This window comes from uncultured Lutibacter sp., assembly GCF_947495725.1.
Taxonomy (GTDB): Bacteria; Bacteroidota; Bacteroidia; order Flavobacteriales; family Flavobacteriaceae; genus Lutibacter.
Genome location: NZ_CANLZZ010000001.1, coordinates 613,723 through 631,368, shown reverse-complemented (window position 1 = coordinate 631,368; position 17,646 = coordinate 613,723). Strand labels below are relative to the sequence as shown.

Genomic DNA, 17,646 nt, shown 5'->3' with positions numbered 1-17,646 from the left:
GGATTTTTAACTAGTTATTTTTTATTAAAAAGAAGTGTTGGAAATCTAGTTGTTTAAATAGCTTTCACAATAAGTGCCGTCAGCAAAAAATGCTGTTACCTTAATTCTATACTTTACAAGTTTTTTATTAGTAAAATTATCTAACAATAAACTAAAGTTTACCGCAGTAGTATTTGGGGGTAAATCTTTAATAATCATATTACTTCTATCGCTATTTGTGCTTAAACTACCTATTAATGTTCCAGATCCTCCGTTTATTAAAGATTGTTTAGAAAACTCAATATTTGAAACGTTAGTAATAGGTGCACCAGCTAAATTATTGCAAGTAATTTCTTCTAGCTGAAAAGCAACTTTTTTAACTTCTTTAGAATTAAAGTATCCCGCAATAGGAAATGTATTTCCAGTAATATTTGTATTATATGTTGTATTTTCAAGTTCAATATCAAAACAATCTATACAGCATTTAGGTATATCTATTTTTATATGTTTTTCACAACAATCTTTAGGATTACCATTTTTACAAATTTTAAGAATTGCATAAATGGTTGTACCTGCGTATGGTGTTAAATCTACTTGAAAAGTTCTTGTACCTGCAACGGAGCCAATTGGATTACCATTATTTGGAATAAAAGTATTTATTGGTGTATTATTGGAGTCAAACAGTGTTATGTTTAAATTGTATCCAATAGGATTTAGATAGTTTATCCAATTAGAAGTAAAATTAACAACGGTTTTTCCATTTGTATTACAAGGTTGTGCTTCTGCAGTAATTTCACAATCTTCGTTATTACATTCAGGTAAAAATAAATCAGCACCTCCACAACTTTTTACGGCACCAGTTGTTGGATCTGTTATTTTCATTATCAGTACTATCGACTGACCAATGTAGGAACTACTAATTGTTACCGAATGAGCAGCTGTACTTGAATTATTTGTATTATTTACAGTTATTGGTAAATTATTTGGAACATTTATTATTGGTATTTGAGTACCGTTTGCATAAGCAAAAATATTTATAGTGCTTCCTGTTGTTACATTAGACCAACTACTTGTTGTGTTATAGGTTACAGAACCAAAATTACAAATAACATTAGCAACATCAACTTGAAAATCGCAAGTACTTTGAACTGAGCAAGGAGGAACAGAAAAATTTATTAAAGATTCACAAACTATGTTTCCATTAGTATCAAATATTTTTAATTTGGCCCTTAGATTTGTTCCAATTGAAACAGAAGTAGGTATTGTAAATAGTAGATTTCCATAATTTTGGCTTAAAGTTTGTGGGTTGTTAGCTGTTGAAGGATTTAATAATGTGTTTCCATTATATACCTCAACTGCTTGAGTAAAATTTGTGCTAAAACCAGACCAATTCGAGGATAAAATGAGTGTTGTTGAGGAATTATTACATTCTGTTCTAACAAATTGTAGACGGCAAAATGAAGGATTTAAATTAGAATTCTCTACGTTTTCTTGGGTATCAATTTTCTTTCCTCCCAAATTAAACTTAATTCCAGCATTTAAATTAAAATGTGCTGGTTTAACAACAGTTTCTATGCCTGGATTTTCAACAAGTAAACCAGGGTTAAAAATGGGATCGGCTCCATCAATTCCAGGAAAGAAGGCTACGGTAGGATCTTTGTAGTAATACCCTACTTCAGCTCCACTAATAACATACTGCGGATTTATAAAAAATGCAATTTTTTCATTTATTGTATAGTTAAATCTTATTCCAGAAGTAAGTCCAAATGAAGTTATTTGTTGTTTTCTTAAATCAAAAATATTAAAATCTGGAAATGTAGGATTTGAAACAGTAACTAAAGAGTTTGGTGATTTCACAAAGGAAATACCAGTTTTTGCATAAATTTCGGTGTTAAATTTATGATTTCCAATACTGTATGTTGGTCCAAATGTTAAAGTAGTATTAGTCCAAGACTTATTTTCGATGGCTTTAACAACAGAAGGGTTTGGTATTATTGAATAATCTATTCCATTTTTAAATGGATTAGTTTGATGATTTAAATCAATCCCTAAAGCTAATTTGGAGCTTAAATATTTATCTAATGAAAACCCTACCACAAGGCCATTTTCACTTACATTTTTAAAATCTCCTTGGGAGGAGTTTAATCCAATATAAGGAATAAATCGAAGTTTTTTACCGGTTTCTTTTTGCGAATACACACTAAAGTTAAAACAAATTAACAACGCAAAGAGAATGATTTTTTCCAATTTCATAATTCACTATTTTAAGTTAGATTGCTAAATTGAATGAATTGTATGAGTATTAAAACAATGAATCTATTAAGTGTAGATTTGACTTGATGAGTGGTAATAGAGCACAAAAAAAGAGTGTCTAAAAGACACTCTATAATGAATAAATATTTTAATAATTAGTTATTTACTATCCATTTTAGCCCAACTATCTCGCAGTGGAACTGTGCGGTTGAAAACTAATTTTTCTGATGTAGTATCTTTATCTACACAAAAATAACCTAAACGTTGAAACTGAAACCTGTCTAATTCTTTCGCTGTTTTTAAACTAGGCTCAACAAAAGCTTCAATAGTATTTAACGAATCTGGATTAAGAAACTCTTTAAAGTCTTTGTCTTTGTGTCCATCAGGAGCTTCATCCGTAAATAAACGATCATATACACGTACTTCAGCCTTTTCAGCATGTTTTATAGAAACCCAATGTAAAGTACCTTTAACTTTACGTTTGCTGGCCTCAGATCCACTACCGCTTAAAGAATTTTCATCATATGTGCAATGTATTTCAGTTACCTCACCATTTTCATCTTTAATACAGCTTTCGGCTTTTATTATGTAAGCGTTTTTTAAACGAACTTCTTTTCCTAACTTAAGTCTAAAGAATTTCTTGTTTGCTTCTTCTCTAAAGTCTTCTTTTTCAATATAAAGTTCTTTGCTAAAAGGTACTGGTCTACTACCAAATCCTTCTTCATAATCGTTATAATTAGCATTTAAAAACTCTTCTTTGTCTTTAGGGTAATTGGTGATAACAACTTTCACTGGATTTAAAACAGCCATTACACGAGGTGCTGTTTTATTTAAATCATCTTTAATACAGTGCTCTAGTAAAGCAACATCTGTAACATTGTCACGTTTTGAAATTCCAGCGGTATCACTAAAAGTTCTAATAGAATTTGCAGTATAACCTCTTCTACGTAAACCAGAAATTGTAGGCATTCGTGGATCGTCCCAACCATTTACAACACCTTCTTCAACCAATTGTAATAATTTACGTTTACTCATTACTGTATAACTTAAATTTCTTCGAGCAAACTCACGTTGTTTAGGTCGTAATTCTAATTTAGTTTCGTCAAAAACTTGATCAACATACCAATCGTATAAATCTCTATGGCTTTTAAATTCTAAAGTACAAATAGAATGCGAAATTTGTTCGATATAATCACTTTCACCATGAGTCCAATCATACATTGGGTAAATACACCAATCGTTACCTGTTCTGTGGTGATGTTTCTTTAAAATTCTATACATAATTGGATCGCGCATGTGCATATTGGTATGTTTCATATCAATTTTAGCACGCAAAACATGAGACCCTTCGTCAAACTCACCATTTTTCATTTTTAGAAAAAGCTCTAAGTTTTCCTCAATACTTCTATCCCTATTTGGACTATTTGTTCCTGGTTCAGTAGGCGTTCCTTTCTGTATGGCCATTGCCTCAGAAGATTGATCGTCTACATACGCTTTTCCTTCTTTAATAAGTGCTATTGTCCAATCATATAGTTGTTGAAAATAATCAGAAGAATATAATACCTGATCCCATTGAAAACCTAGCCAATGTACATCGTGCTGTATAGAGTCTACATATTCTTGCTCTTCTTTAGCAGGGTTAGTGTCATCAAAACGCAAATTAACAGGTGCGTTATACTTTAGTCCCAATCCAAAATTAAGGCAGATTGAGGCAGCATGACCAATGTGTAAATAACCATTTGGTTCTGGAGGAAACCTAAAACGAAGTTTCTCTTTAGGTAATCCATTAGCTAAATCTTCTTCTATAATTTGCTCTAAAAAATTCAGCGATTTTTTTTCTTCACTCATAATATCAAAAACTAATAAGTTGCAAAAATATCGATTTTTTAGCAATTCAACTATAAACAAACCGTTGAATTAGTATATTTGATTTTTAAACTGAAAAATTTTTGGTGGATACTTTTATTTTGCACAATGTTAACAAGGTTTATTATTCTGTAAATAATTTATAATACTCTATCAATCAGGTTTATACAAATTAAATATGGGAGTTATTAAAATTAAAAATATTCGTGTTTATGCCTATCACGGCTGTTTGGTTGAAGAAGGAAAAATAGGTTCCGATTATAGAGTTGACCTTGAAGTAAAAGCTGATTTATCAAAATCTGCAAAATCGGACGATCTTAATGATACTGTTGATTATGTACATTTAAACAAAATTGTTAAGAAGGAAATGGCAGTTCGTTCAAAATTACTTGAAGAAGTTGCAAATAGAATTATTATAAGAGTTTTAGATGAAATTCCTTTAGTAAAAAAAGTTAATGTTGCTGTTTCAAAGTTAAATCCACCTATTGGAGGAAACGTTGCAATGGTAACTATTGAAATGAGTAAAAACAGAAAGGATTTATAAGATTTAAACATTAAACAAAAAAATATTGCGAACTTATTAAATTTGTGTAAATTTGCAATCCAATTAAGGCGTCGTGGCCGAGTGGCTAGGCTGGGCTCTGCAAAAGCTCCTACAGCGGTTCGAATCCGCTCGTCGCCTCTACCTAAAACCTAAGCTATTAGCTTAGGTTTTTTGATTTATTTAACATTTTGTTAAGTATAAATTAATGTATCTTTACAAAATCTTATTTTGGGAGCTGAAAACGATGTAGTACTGAGCTATTTGTTTATTAATAAGATAAAAATCAAGTATAAGGAATGACAATTTATCCTATTGAAACTGGAAACTTTAAGTTGGATGGCGGCGCAATGTTTGGCGTAGTACCAAAAGTAATTTGGCAAAGAACTAACCCAGCAGATAATAATAATCTTATTGATATGAGTTTACGCTGTATGCTAATTGAAGATGGCAACAGACTTATTTTAATAGATACTGGAACAGGAAATAAGCAATCTGATAAATTTTTTGGATACTATTACTTTTTTGGAGATTTTTCTTTAGATAGTTCATTAGCAAAATACGGATTTCATAGAGACGATATAACCGATGTTTTTTTAACTCACTTACATTTTGATCATTGCGGAGGAGCTATTCAATGGAATAAAAACCAAACGGGTTATGAACCAGCTTTCAAAAATGCTAAATTTTGGAGTAATAAAAACCATTGGCAATGGGCTATTGAACCAAATGTACGAGAAAAAGCATCTTTTTTAAAGGAAAATATTAATCCTATTGAGGCAAGTGGTCAGTTAAACTTTGTAAATATTCCAGAAACTGATTTTCTCAAAAATTCAGAGTTAGGGTTTGATATTCTATTTGCTAACGGACATACCGAGAAACAAATGATTCCACATATTCAATATAAAGGAAAAACCATTGTTTTTATGGCAGATTTGCTACCAACTATTGGTCATATTCCTTTACCTTATGTTATGGGGTACGATACACGTCCTTTATTAACTATGGACGAAAAAGCAAAATTTTTAAACAAAGCAGTAGAAAAAGAGTATTTATTATTTTTAGAACACGACGCTTCAAATGAGCTATGTACACTAAAAAACACCGAAAAAGGAGTTCGATTAAACGAATCCTATAAATTTAATGAAGTATTTAATTAAACAATAAAAAAGATATGAGAATATTAAAACCAATGTATGTTGCAGCAATTGCAGTTGTTACGCTATCAAGTTGTAGTTCTATTAAGAATTTAGCAGTTCCAACAATGGATACAACAGCTAAAATTATGACCAAGAAAGGTGAAGTTTCAGAAGAACAATTCAACCATTGGGCACATGCAGATTTGGAAACAGATACCATTCCTGGTATGAGCGTTGATAAAGCATATAAATTTTTAGAAGGAAAAACAGGAGAAACGGTTATTGTTGCGGTTATTGACTCAGGTATTGATGTAGAACACGAAGATTTAAAAAATGTGTTATGGACAAATTCTGATGAAATTCCTGGAAATAATGTGGATGATGATAAAAATGGATATGTAGATGATGTTTATGGTTGGAATTTTTTAGGAGGTAAAGATGTTGCAGCTCCAGAACAATTAGAAATTACAAGAATAGTTGCAAAATTAAATGCCAGATTTGAAGGTAAAACAGCTGAAAATATTTCTGAAGAAGAGAAAGAAGATTTTGAAAAATATCAAGAATATTTAAAAGCATACGAAAAAGCTTCAGATAGACATTTTAGAACTTTAAATAGATTAGTTGAAATTGAAGGCGTTTTTGAATCTGTAAAAAGTTTTATAGGTAAAAAAGAAGACTTAACCATTGAAGATTTAAAAGCTGTTAATACAGATGATGAAAAAATTAAAGCTCAAGTGGGAGGTTTGTTACAAATGTACGGTAATGGTTTTGACGAAAAAGGATTTAAAGAGTATTATGTTTCACAAAAGAAAAATAAAAATTACGATTTAGATTTTGATGGAAGAGCAATTGTTGGAGACCAACCAGAAAATATCTTAGATCTAAATTATGGAAATCCATATGTAATAGGATCAAAAGATGATGAGATTCATGGAACTCACGTTGCGGGAATAATTTTAGCAGAAAGAAATAATAGTATTGGAATGAATGGTGTTGCAACTAATGCAAAATTAATGTCGGTAAGAGCAGTACCAGATGGTGATGAACGCGATAAAGATGTTGCTTTAGCTATTAGATATGCAGTTGATAACGGAGCAAAAGTAATAAATATGAGTTTTGGTAAAAGTTATTCTCCTCACCGTCATTGGGTTATTGACGCTATAAAATATGCAGAAAAAAATGACGTGTTATTGGTTCATGCAGCAGGAAACTCAAGTGAAGATATTGATGTTAAAGATAATTGGCCTAATGATTCTTACAATAAAATTGATGAAGTATCGGATAATGTTTTAACAATTGGAGCAATGAGCGTTAATTATGATGAAAATTTACCAGCAACATTTTCAAATTATGGTCAAAAAAATGTAGATATCTTTGCGCCAGGAGTTAAAATTTATTCAACTTTTCCTAAAGATGAATATCAGGCAATAAGTGGTACATCAATGGCTTCTCCAGAAGCAGCCGGAGTTGCTACTTTAATAAGAAGTTATTATCCTCAGTTATCAGCTAGTCAGGTTAAACATATTATTATGAATTCTGGAACTAAGTTGGATATGGAAGTTAATCATCCAGGTAAAAAAGGAGAAAAAATTCATTTCTCTAAATTATCAGTTACAGGTAGAATTGTAAATGCTTACAATGCGTTAATTTTAGCTGATAAAATGGTAAACAGTAAATAATAAACTATAATATATTGTTAAAAGCGCATTCTATATAGAGTGCGCTTTTTTGTTTTACAAGCATTTTTTTATATTGCGAACCATCAAAAATTGGAACATGCAGAGAATACTTTTGTTATTATTAATTACTTCAAATTTTTTAGCGGCTCAAAATAATACTTCATATTGGCAACAACATGTAGATTATACAATGGAGGTTGATGTAGATGTTGAAAATTTTCAATTTAAAGGAGCTCAAAAATTAATATATACCAATAATTCCCCCGATACCTTAAATAAGGTTTATTACCATTTGTATTATAATGCATTTCAACCAGGAAGCGAAATGGATGCTCGGTTGCAATCAGTAGTAGATCCAGATAATAGGATGGTAAATAATATTGGAACAAATGAAAATCCTAAATATGAAAGCCGAATTGCAAAATTAAGACCTAGTGAAATAGGTTATATTAATATAATCTCATTAAAACAAAACGGTGAAAATGTAATATATTCTGTTGAAGGAACTATACTAGAGGTTAATTTAAATAGTGAATTAAAATCGGGTGAAAAGGTTACCTTAGAAATGCTTTTTGAAGGTCAAGTACCTAAATTAATTAGAAGAGCAGGAAGGAATAGTGAAGATGGCATAGCCCTTTCAATGAGCCAGTGGTTTCCTAAAATGGCTGAGTACGATTTTGAAGGCTGGCATACGCATCCTTATATTGCTCGTGAGTTTCATGGTGTTTGGGGAAATTTTGATGTAACAATTCATATAGATAAAAGTTACACTATTGCCGCAACAGGATACTTACAAAATCCGGAAGAAGTTGGACATGGTTATACTAATAAAAAAGTGAAACATGGTAAGGATGAAAAACTAACTTGGCAATTTAAAGCTCCAAATGTTCATGATTTTGCTTGGGCAGCCGATCCAGAGTATGTTCATGATATTAGAACTACAATAAATGGTACTAAGCTGCATTTTTTCTATAAAAACAAAGCTTATTATAAAAAAGCTTGGAAAGATTTACAACCATTAACAGAGCAGGCTTTAAACTATTTTAATGAAAACATAGGAGAGTATCCTTATAAGCAATATTCTGTAATTCAAGGAGGTGATGGTGGTATGGAGTATGCTATGTGTACCTTGGTTGCAGGAGGTAAAACTTTAGGAAGTATTGTTGGAACTGTTTTTCATGAATTGGCACATTCTTGGTTTCAACAAGTTCTTGCAACAAATGAGAGTAAACATCCTTGGATGGATGAAGGTTTTGCAACTTATATTTCGGAATTAGCTTCAGATGTTTTGTTAAAAAAGAAAGAAGGAAAACCCTCAGATAAAAATTATGAAGGCTATTTTTATGGTGTAAAAAATAACATGAACGAGCCACTTACAACCCATTCTGATAGGTATAAAATAAATACTTCTTATTACATAGGAAGCTATACTAAAGGAAGTATGTTTTTAAATCAGTTAAACTATATTATTGGTGAAGAAAATGTAAAAAAAACAATTAAAAAGTATTTTCAAGATTTTAAATTTAAACATCCAACTCCAAATGATTTTAAAAGAGTTGCAGAGAAAGTTTCAGGTATTCAATTAGATTGGTATTTAAATGAATGGATTGAAACTTCTAATACAATTGATTATGCTATTGCTATGGTTTATAATAAAGAAATTACACTTGTTAGAGTTGGTGAAATTCCAATGCCAATGGATGTTTTTGTTACCTATTTAGATGGTACTTCTGAAAATTTTTATATTCCTTTAAGAATGATGCATGGACAAAAACCTACCGATGCTACAGTATTAAAAGATTGGACTTGGGCAGAACAAACATATACTTTTAATGTACAAAAGAAGATAAAATCGGTTCAAATTGATCCTTCGTTAATTATGGCTGATATCCAAAGAAATAATAATTATTTTGAAAGGAAACATTAATTAAGCACCCATTTTACCCGGCCAACTTCACCTGTTTCCAATTGAACTTTTATTCCGTGTGGATGATTTGGTGACTTAGTAAGAAATCTTTTAACAAAACCTTCGGTTAATTCTCCCGTTCGTTGATGATGTTTTTGAACAATTTCAACTTCAGAACCTATGTGAATATTTTTTCTAAAATTTCCACTTAATTTATCTTGTGTCATTTAACAATTTGTATTTAGGATAAAAAGCCAAAATAGCAAAAAACAAGTCCGAAACCAATTATTAATGGGATTAGCACAACATAAAATAATTCAAATTGAAAAATAGGTTTAAAAGCTTTTGTAAATTTGGGTATTAAAAGCAAAAGAACTCCTTTAGTTAACGCAATCCATCCAATTATTGTAATAACGATTGTCCAATTGGGTTCCCAATAATTATGATTGTGAATTATTAAAAAACCAATTATTATTGCCATCATTCCGCCAAGAATTGAAAAAACAGCACTATCAATTAGTGCAATAAGTTTTTTCTTGTAATATGCAGAATTTATTAATAAACCTATTCCGAATGATAAGTATATAACACCTATTATTCGAGCAATTAGTATTGAAGTTTCCATATAAAGTATATAGACTTAAATTTACTAATTTTAGGGAGCTATTTTTATGATTAAAATCATTAACTCGAAATTGTATAAAATTAGTGCGCTTTCTCCACTTTATCAATTACATTATTAATGTTTAACTTTTCTTTCGGAATAAATCCTTTTAAAATTAATACCACACCAAAAATCATTAATAAAACACCCATTGCCCTTTTAATTTTATAAGTAACCTTTGGAGTTAGGTATTTTTTTAATTGCTTTGCTAAGGTTATTTTTCCTATATCGGTAATTAAATAGCTTAATAATATTACCGAAAAGTAATTGAAAATTTTTCCTGGATTCATTTGCAAATTTGAACCAACAACTACAATCATACCTAACCAAAAACCTAAAACACCAATATTTATAAAGTTTAATAAAAAACCTTTTATAAAAAGTTTTGTATAATTTGTTTTTTCGGGTAACACAAGTGTTTCGTCTTGAACCACTCTTTTTTGACTTTTATCTAAATAAGTTATAATTCCATAAACTAATAAAATAAGTCCGCCTATATAAAAAAGCCTTGGGTCATCTTTTATGCGTTCTAATAAACTTTTACTTCCAAAGTATGCAATTACAATAAATACAATATCACCTAAAATAACTCCTAAATCAAAAGCAATTGCAGCACGAGCTCCTTTTATTATACTTGTTTGAATGAGCATAAAAAAAACAGGACCAATCATAAAGGCTAATAAAAACCCAATTATAATTGCTTCTTTTATTTCGTTAAAACTCATTAAATAAAAAATTGTTTTTTAAATATTAAAATTAAATAAAACTACTAAACATCGTCAAAATCAACTGTTATTTTATCTGTTGTTGGATGAGCTTGACAGGTTAAAATAAGACCTTCTTCCAATTCACTATCGGTTAAAATAGAATTTTTATCCATTACAGCTTTTCCTTCGGTTACTTTTCCAATACAGCTACTGCAAATTCCACCCTGGCAAGAGTAAGGAGCATCTAAACCTTCATCTAAAGCTGCAGTTAAAATAAACTTCTTTTTAGACATTTCGAATGTAGTTTCTTCATCATCTAAAATAACAGTAATAGTGGTTCCTCCTTCTAAATTTTTTGAAGTTATTGCTCCGGATGTATAGGTTGATGTAAATAATTCGAAATGAACTTTACTTAAAGGAATACTGTTGCTTTTTAAAGTTTCGGAAACGGTATTAATCATTTCTTCTGGACCGCATAAATAAAACCCATCAAAATTTGTGTTTTTAAATTTATTTTTAACAATTAAATTTACAATCGACTTGTCAATTCTTCCTAAAATTGCATCGCCCAATATTTTTTTACTAAATACATATTGAACATAAAATCGCTCAGGGTAGCGTTCTTTTAAGGTTTCAATTTCCGTTTTAAAAATAGTATCTTCATCAGACTTATTTCCATAAACTAGTACAAATGAACTATGTATTTCTTTAATTAAAACCGATTTAATCATTGAAATTACTGGAGTAATTCCGCTTCCAGCAGCAAAAGCCGCATAATTTTTTTGATTAGATGTAGTAGTTTGAAGTATAAATTTTCCTTCGGGAGGACAAACTTCTAAAGCATCGCCAACCTTTAATTTTTTGGTGGCATAATTTGAAAAAAGTCCGTTTTCAACTTCTTTAACAGCAACTCTAAATTCATTTTCTTCGGGGCACGAACAAATTGAATAAGATCTTCTAATCTCTTTACCATCTATTGTTATTTTAATGGTTATATATTGACCAGGAATATATTTAAACTCGTCTTTTAACTCGCTTGGAATATTAAAAGCAATTGAAACCGCTTTTGCCGTTTCCTTTCTTATATCTGAAATAATAAGTTTTTTAAACTTAGGCATTGTAATATGTTTTAGATTACAAAAGTAGGGAATCTAATTTCAAAAAATTGTTAAAATGAATGCCCAAGAAAAGTATTCTAAAAAAAATACCTATATATTTATAACTAGGTTATTCATTTTTTTTGTAACAAATGAGCATCTTTACCAACATATAAAACAACTAGCTTTAATTTTAACCAAATGATTAAATATTTTTTAAATTTTGAATGGAAACAATTTTTTCGTTCGTCGTATTGGCAAAAAAGTGTTGCGCTAAATATTCTTCTGGGATTTTTTGCTTTGTATATGATTTTGTCTTTTTTAGTTTTAGGAGTTTCAATTTATCCAATTTTAAAAAAACAATTTCCAGATTCGGATCCTTTACTTATTGTAAATGGATTTTTATTTTATTGGTTTTTAGCCGATTTAGTTATGCGTTTCTTTTTACAAAAGTTGCCAGTAATGAATGTAAAACCTTTTTTAGTGTTACCACTTAAAAAAAGTAAAATTGTAAATTATGTTTTAAGAAAATCGGCTTTATCATTTTTTAACTTTTTACCTCTATTTGCGGTTATTCCGTTTGGAACTATTCTAATTTTTGAAGATTATAGTGTTGCAACAGCTTTGGTATGGATGCTAGCTATGATTTTATTTTCATTAATTATTAATTATTTAAATTTTATTATTGAAAGTAAATCTGCCGAAACAGAACTAAGTTTTCTTCCAATAATTGCATTGGCTTCAGGTTTATTTGCCTTAAATTATTTCGAAATAATTTCATTTTCAAATTTTGTGGGTGCAGCAATGAATTCAATTATTGAAAATCCAATATTAGTTTTAATTCCTATTTTTATTTTAGTTGGTTTTTATTTTGCAAATTTTTCAATTTTAAAGAAGAAATTATATATCGATGGCTCATTAAAAGCAAAAACGCAAATTGCCAATACAACAGATTTAGAATGGACAAGAAAGTTTGGCTCAATAGCTCCATTTTTACAGTTAGATTTAAAACTTTTATGGCGAAATAAGAGACCGAGATCGTCCATATTTATTTTAGCAATTGGTTTGTTGTATGGATTGTTTTTCTATCCACAAAAAATGTATATAGAAATGGAATGGCTTTACGTTTTTATAGGAACATTTGTTACAGGAATATTTATGATAAATTTTGGTCAGTTTATTCCAGCTTGGGATAGTGGCTATTATAAATTACTAATGAGTCAGAATATTAAATACAAAGAATATTTAAATTCAAAATACTCATTAATGATTATAGTTAGTATACTAATGTTTGTGTTGAGTATTCCGTATGTGTATTTTGGATGGAAAATTTTAGTTGTGCATTTTGCAACTTTAATTTATAACCTTGGTGTAAATGTTTATGTACTACTTTATGCAGGCTCATTTAATAGAAAAAAAATTGATTTAACTCAGCGAGCAGCATTCAATTATCAAGGAACAGGTGCAGTACAATGGCTAGTTGGGTTTCCTTTATTGTTAGTTCCTGTTGGAATTTTTCTATTACCATATTTTACCATTGGTTTTGAAGCGGCAGTAGCAACTTTAATAATTTTAGGAATTATTGGTATTGTATTTCATCAAAAAACAATGGCTTTTATTTCAAAAAAATATGTGAGTTCAAAATATAAAATGATTAGCGCTTTTGAGCAAAATAATTAACATCAAAACTTTAACTAAACAGCAATGATTACAGCAACTGAATTATCAAAAAAATACGGAGAAAATATTGTTTTAAATATAGCATCTTTAGAAATTCCAAAAGGACAATCGTTTGGTTTGGTAGGAAATAACGGTGCCGGTAAAACTACTTATTTTAATTTACTTTTAGATTTAATAAAACCATCAACTGGAAGTGTAATTAACAATGAAATTGAAGTTAGCAAAAGTGAAGATTGGAAACCATTTACTGCAGCTTTTATTGATGAAAGTTTTTTAATTGGTTACTTAACACCCGAAGAATACTTTTATTTTGTTGGTGAATTACGAGGAATGAATAAAGTTGATGTGGATACTTTTTTAACTCAATTTCAAGAAATTTTTAATGATGAAATTTTAGGAAAGAAAAAATACTTAAGAGATTTATCTAAAGGAAATCAAAAAAAGGTAGGAATTGTTGCCGCTTTGATAGGTAACCCAGAAGTGATAATTTTAGATGAACCTTTTGCAAACCTGGATCCAACAACACAAATAAGACTAAAAAAATTATTACGAAATTTAACCAAAGATAGTAATGCAACGGTTTTAATTTCGAGTCATGATTTGGGTCATGTAACTGAAGTTTGTGAACGAATAGTAGTTTTAGATAAGGGAGAAATAGTTAAGGATATAAAAACTTCAGAAGAAACTTTAAAGGAATTGGAAACGTATTTTTCGGTGTAACTAAATTAAATACACATTATTTTGTATTTTTACACACCTTTTACAATATTTATATTAAGTATGTAGTTAAAAGGACTGTAAAACTAATTACAATTGAATACTAGATATAAATATTTTTTCAGCTTTTTAATTGCATTAATAATTGTTGGTTGTTCAACAAAAAAAGATGCATTTTTAAATAGAAATTTTCATTCTATAAATACAAAATATAATATTTTATATAATGGACATGAAGCTTTAAGAATAGGTTTAGAACAATTAAATGCTAATTACGAAGACAATTTTTGGGAAATATTACCTGTTGAACCACTTAAGGTAGATGAGTTTGCTTTACCTGGAATGGAAGCTGATCCCGATACTTCTCCAAAAGAATTTGAAAGGGCAGAAGAAAAGGCAGTAAAAGCAGTTCAAAAGCATTCAATGCTTATAGCACGTCAAGAGCGAAATAATCAAATTGATAATGCATATTTGTTATTAGGAAAATCGAGGTATTATTCAAAAAGATTTGTTCCTGCTTTAGAAGCTTTTAATTATGTGATAAAAAATTATCCAAGAGCAAATTTAATTCACGAAACAAAAATTTGGCATGCTAAAACTCAAATTAGATTGCGAAATGAAGAAAAAGCAATTGAAAATTTAAAGGAACTCTTAAAAGATGAAAGCATAAAACAAAAGATTTTCGAAGACGCCCAATCAGCTCTAGCAATGGCATATACAAGTTTAGATAGTACAGATTTGGCACTTTACCATTTAAACAAATCGGTTTTATTAACCATAAAAAAGAAAGTTATTGCGAAGGCAATGATTACCAAAAAAAAACAGAATGTAGAAAAGCCACAATTGTCAACTAAAAATGAAGAGCAAACAGCTCGAAATTTATACATTATAGGGCAACTGTATAAACAAAAAAATAAAATTGATTCTTCTAATATAGCATTTAACAATATTATAAAATTTAAAAAGGCTCCAAGAAAATATAAAGTTCGCGCTCAAATTGAAACTGCAAAAAATTATATAGTTAAAAATGCACCAGTTTTTGGAAAGGAAATTCTTCAAAAAATGGTAAAAAACAGAGATAATAGAAAATATTTAGATGAAATTTATTATCAACTTGGATTAATTGAAACAACAAGTAATTCGGATAAAGCAATAGAATACTTTAAAGAATCCTTATTAGCAAACGAAACAAATAAACTTCAAAAAGAACTCTCATTTGAAGCAGCCGGAAATTATTATTTTGAAAAAGCAGAATTTGCAACTGCAGGTGCTTATTACGATAGTATTTTAGGAATAACAGAAAGCGAAAATTCAAAAAGAATAAGAAGATTATCCCGAAAACGTGCCAATTTAAATGATGTTATTTTACATGAAAGCATAGCTAAAAATAATGACAGTATTTTAAAAATTGTAAGTTTGAGTGAAGCAGAACAAACCAATTTTTTTAATTCGTATATTGAAAAATTAAAAGCTTTAGAAGAAACCGAGAAAAAGACAAATAAAAATACAGGAAGCGGTTTTTTATCTAGCATTGGATCAAAAAAAAGTGGAAATAATTCAGGTAAATGGTATTTTTACAATACGCAAACAATTGGATTTGGAGAACAAGAATTTAAAAGAATTTGGGGAAATAGACCTTTGGAAGAAAATTGGAGACTTAGTAACAAAACCAAGTTAAATTTTCAAGATAATAATACTGTTGTATCCGATGACCTACAGAAAATAGATGAATCTAATAAATTTGATTTATCTTATTATTTAAACCTCATTCCAAAAGAACAATCAAAAATTGACAGTCTTAAACTAGAACGAAATAATGCATATTATAAATTAGGTTTAATATATAAAGAACAATTTAATGAGTTGGATTTAGCAACAAATAGATTAGAAGACTTATTAGAATTTAAGCCAGATGTAAGTATCGAAGCTCCTGCAAAGTATCAGTTATATAAAATTTATAAAGAACTAAATAATGAAAGGGCAGCAATTTTAAAAAATGATATTATTACTAATTTTGGCTCAACACCTTATGCCAAGATTATTTTAAATCCAAAATCATTATTAGATAATGAAATTAAAAATGCTCCAGAAAAAGAATATGCACAAGTTTTTTATGAATATAAAGGGAATAAGTTCGATGCTGTTTTAGAAAAAACAGAACTCGCAATAACCAAATTTGAAGGACATAGTATTGTTCCTAAATTTGAATTATTAAAAGCATATTCAATAGGAAAAAAAGAAGGTTTAGAAGCCTTTAAAGTTGCATTGGACTTTGTGGCTACAAATTATCCAAATACTGAAGAAGGAAAAAAAGCGCTTGAAATGATTGAAACTATTAAATCAAAAATTTAAATAACCCTTTAAGAAAGTACTTATGTTTTCAGAAAAAAAAGACAAACAGCCTCAAGTTTTAGAACGAAATATAATTGGTAAAAATACTTCAATAGTTGGAGATATAATTTCGGAAGGAGATTTTCGAATTGATGGAAAAGTTGAAGGAACAATTAAAACAACAGGAAGAGTTGTTATTGGAAGTTCAGGAAGTGTAAGCGGGAAGGTAGAGTGTAATTTCGCAGATATTGAAGGAAAGTTTTCTGGAGAATTATCAGTTAGCAGTTTACTTACTTTAAAATCCTCAGCTAATATTTCAGGAGATGTAATAATTGGAAAGTTATCAGTTGAACCAGGGGCAGAATTTAATGCAACTTGCGCGATGAAAGGAGCTGTTAAGGAATTACAAAATGGAAAAAGTACCAAAGAAAAAACAGCTTAACAAATATATTCAATTAACTGGAATTGCTTTTCAAATGGGAGCAACCATTTATGTGGCAGCTTATTTGGGTAGAAAGCTAGATGAATATTTTCAGAATGAGAAAAAAATTTGCACACTAATTTTAATCTTATTGGGATTGGCAGCATCTATTTGGAATGTACTACGACAACTAAAAAAAATCAATAATTAGAAATTTTTTTAATGAACTCAGTTTTTAAACGATTTATAATCGAACTAATGTTAGGCGTATTTATTGCATTTGCAATTCATATTGCATTGTTGCATTTTGCTTCCTTATCACTTTTTGAAAATAAAATAATAGCATCCTATATCATAAACACTTTATTAGCAATAGTGATTTTCTCAACACTTTATTTGTTAAGAAATAAGTTTAAAAATCAATTAGGATTTTTGTTTATGGGAGGAAGTTTTTTGAAGTTTTTTGTGTTTTTCTTGTTTTTTCTTCCAATTTATAAGGAGGATGGCAGTACAAATAGACTTGAATTTGCCGCTTTTTTTGTGCCTTATATTGTTTGTCTTATTGCAGAAACTTTAGGGGTGAAGAGAATTCTTAATGACTAAATTAATATTTTAATTTAGATTCATTAAAAACAAATATAATTTATTTTTGATTTTTAATATAAA

At 29.3% G+C, this 17,646-nt stretch carries 16 protein-coding genes and 1 tRNA gene; 11 read left to right on the top strand and 6 right to left on the bottom strand.

What is annotated here, in order from left to right; genetic code table 11:
• Positions 1–45 precede the first annotated feature (45 nt).
• Both Q0776_RS02585 and Q0776_RS02580 read right to left on the bottom strand, forming a co-directional pair.
• The gene (locus tag Q0776_RS02585) at positions 46–2,232 is read right to left on the bottom strand and encodes an outer membrane beta-barrel protein (RefSeq protein WP_298364670.1); all 2,187 of its coding nucleotides are present in this window, start codon (positions 2,230–2,232) and stop codon (positions 46–48) included.
• A 159-nt stretch (positions 2,233–2,391) separates the two neighbouring features.
• Complete coding sequence (locus Q0776_RS02580; protein WP_298364667.1) at positions 2,392–4,080, bottom strand: glutamine--tRNA ligase/YqeY domain fusion protein; 1,689 nt, start codon at positions 4,078–4,080, stop codon at positions 2,392–2,394.
• Positions 4,081–4,276: 196 nt separating this feature from the next.
• On the opposite strand from Q0776_RS02580, the gene folB reads away from it, so the two are divergent.
• The 5 genes from folB to Q0776_RS02555 all read left to right on the top strand — a co-directional run bounded on the left by folB (position 4,277) and on the right by Q0776_RS02555 (position 9,384).
• Positions 4,277–4,642, top strand: a complete 366-nt coding sequence (folB, locus tag Q0776_RS02575) for a dihydroneopterin aldolase (protein ID WP_298364664.1) — start codon at positions 4,277–4,279, stop codon at positions 4,640–4,642.
• A gap of 67 nt (positions 4,643–4,709) precedes the next feature.
• A tRNA-Cys gene (locus tag Q0776_RS02570) sits at positions 4,710–4,780 on the top strand.
• Positions 4,781–4,938: 158 nt separating this feature from the next.
• Positions 4,939–5,799: an MBL fold metallo-hydrolase gene (locus Q0776_RS02565; protein WP_298364662.1), complete on the top strand. Its 861-nt coding sequence runs from the start codon at positions 4,939–4,941 to the stop codon at positions 5,797–5,799.
• Positions 5,800–5,813: 14 nt separating this feature from the next.
• Entirely contained in the window at positions 5,814–7,457 is a 1,644-nt protein-coding gene (locus tag Q0776_RS02560; protein WP_298364659.1) for a S8 family peptidase, read from the top strand.
• Positions 7,458–7,554: 97 nt separating this feature from the next.
• The gene (locus Q0776_RS02555) at positions 7,555–9,384 is read left to right on the top strand and encodes a M1 family metallopeptidase (protein WP_298364655.1); all 1,830 of its coding nucleotides are present in this window, start codon (positions 7,555–7,557) and stop codon (positions 9,382–9,384) included.
• Here the strand turns inward: Q0776_RS02555 and Q0776_RS02550 are convergent.
• The 4 genes from Q0776_RS02550 to Q0776_RS02535 all read right to left on the bottom strand — a co-directional run bounded on the left by Q0776_RS02550 (position 9,381) and on the right by Q0776_RS02535 (position 11,852).
• Positions 9,381–9,590: a YwbE family protein gene (locus Q0776_RS02550; RefSeq protein ID WP_298364652.1), complete on the bottom strand. Its 210-nt coding sequence runs from the start codon at positions 9,588–9,590 to the stop codon at positions 9,381–9,383. The genes Q0776_RS02555 and Q0776_RS02550 overlap by 4 nt on opposite strands.
• A 14-nt stretch (positions 9,591–9,604) precedes the next feature.
• Entirely contained in the window at positions 9,605–9,988 is a 384-nt protein-coding gene (locus tag Q0776_RS02545) for a hypothetical protein (RefSeq protein ID WP_298364649.1), read from the bottom strand.
• Positions 9,989–10,068: 80 nt separating this feature from the next.
• Positions 10,069–10,752 carry a LysE family translocator gene (locus tag Q0776_RS02540; protein WP_298364646.1) on the bottom strand — a complete coding sequence of 228 codons (684 nt, stop codon included), beginning with the start codon at positions 10,750–10,752 and terminating at the stop codon, positions 10,069–10,071.
• A gap of 44 nt (positions 10,753–10,796) precedes the next feature.
• Positions 10,797–11,852, bottom strand: a complete 1,056-nt coding sequence (locus Q0776_RS02535) for a 2Fe-2S iron-sulfur cluster-binding protein (RefSeq protein WP_298364643.1) — start codon at positions 11,850–11,852, stop codon at positions 10,797–10,799.
• A gap of 180 nt (positions 11,853–12,032) precedes the next feature.
• On the opposite strand from Q0776_RS02535, the gene Q0776_RS02530 reads away from it, so the two are divergent.
• The 6 genes from Q0776_RS02530 to Q0776_RS02505 all read left to right on the top strand — a co-directional run bounded on the left by Q0776_RS02530 (position 12,033) and on the right by Q0776_RS02505 (position 17,583).
• The gene (locus tag Q0776_RS02530) at positions 12,033–13,511 is read left to right on the top strand and encodes a DUF5687 family protein (RefSeq protein ID WP_298364640.1); all 1,479 of its coding nucleotides are present in this window, start codon (positions 12,033–12,035) and stop codon (positions 13,509–13,511) included.
• 24 nt (positions 13,512–13,535) lie between these two features.
• Positions 13,536–14,231, top strand: a complete 696-nt coding sequence (locus Q0776_RS02525) for an ABC transporter ATP-binding protein (RefSeq protein ID WP_298364636.1) — start codon at positions 13,536–13,538, stop codon at positions 14,229–14,231.
• Positions 14,232–14,324: 93 nt separating this feature from the next.
• Positions 14,325–16,580 carry a hypothetical protein gene (locus tag Q0776_RS02520; protein ID WP_298364632.1) on the top strand — a complete coding sequence of 752 codons (2,256 nt, stop codon included), beginning with the start codon at positions 14,325–14,327 and terminating at the stop codon, positions 16,578–16,580.
• A 22-nt stretch (positions 16,581–16,602) separates the two neighbouring features.
• Positions 16,603–17,001, top strand: coding sequence for a polymer-forming cytoskeletal protein (locus Q0776_RS02515; RefSeq protein WP_298364629.1), 399 nt, complete (start codon positions 16,603–16,605; stop codon positions 16,999–17,001).
• Positions 16,970–17,191, top strand: a complete 222-nt coding sequence (locus Q0776_RS02510) for an AtpZ/AtpI family protein (protein WP_298364626.1) — start codon at positions 16,970–16,972, stop codon at positions 17,189–17,191. Before Q0776_RS02515 ends, Q0776_RS02510 begins: the two co-directional genes overlap by 32 nt.
• Before the next feature lie 11 nt (positions 17,192–17,202).
• The gene (locus tag Q0776_RS02505) at positions 17,203–17,583 is read left to right on the top strand and encodes a DUF6168 family protein (RefSeq protein ID WP_298364624.1); all 381 of its coding nucleotides are present in this window, start codon (positions 17,203–17,205) and stop codon (positions 17,581–17,583) included.
• The last annotated feature ends 63 nt before the right edge of the window (positions 17,584–17,646 follow it).